Origin of the sequence: Bacillus sp. SIMBA_154 (assembly GCF_046536015.1) — a bacterium.
In the GTDB taxonomy this organism is placed as follows: domain Bacteria; phylum Bacillota; class Bacilli; order Bacillales; family Bacillaceae; genus Bacillus; species Bacillus pumilus_P.
Map to the genome: position 1 here is coordinate 1 of NZ_JAWJBV010000304.1, position 268 is coordinate 268.

A 268-nucleotide genomic window follows, 5' to 3' on the forward strand; every position below is an offset into this window, starting at 1 on the left:
TCATCTGAGGTGATCAGCCAAAATAATGTTCCCTGCTTTTGCTGCGCGCTGTTTATTAACGTCTGCGTTGCACTAAGCATCGCGGCAATGCCTCCTTTCATATCGGCGGCACCACGCCCATAAATTGCATCGTTAATTATGTGTCCACCAAACGGATCGGCTAACCAGCCACCTTGCGTTGCGGGTACCACATCAATATGGCCAGAAAATGCCACCACGGGGCCTGCCCCAAAGGTTATTTTTGCAATTAAGTTTGTCACATTATTAG

Annotated in this window: 1 protein-coding gene; it reads right to left on the bottom strand. The window is 48.1% G+C overall.

The window, feature by feature from the left end; all coding sequences use genetic code 11:
- The coding region (locus R0K30_RS22145) for a M20/M25/M40 family metallo-hydrolase (protein ID WP_410613013.1) at positions 1–268 on the bottom strand (268 nt) is incomplete at both ends.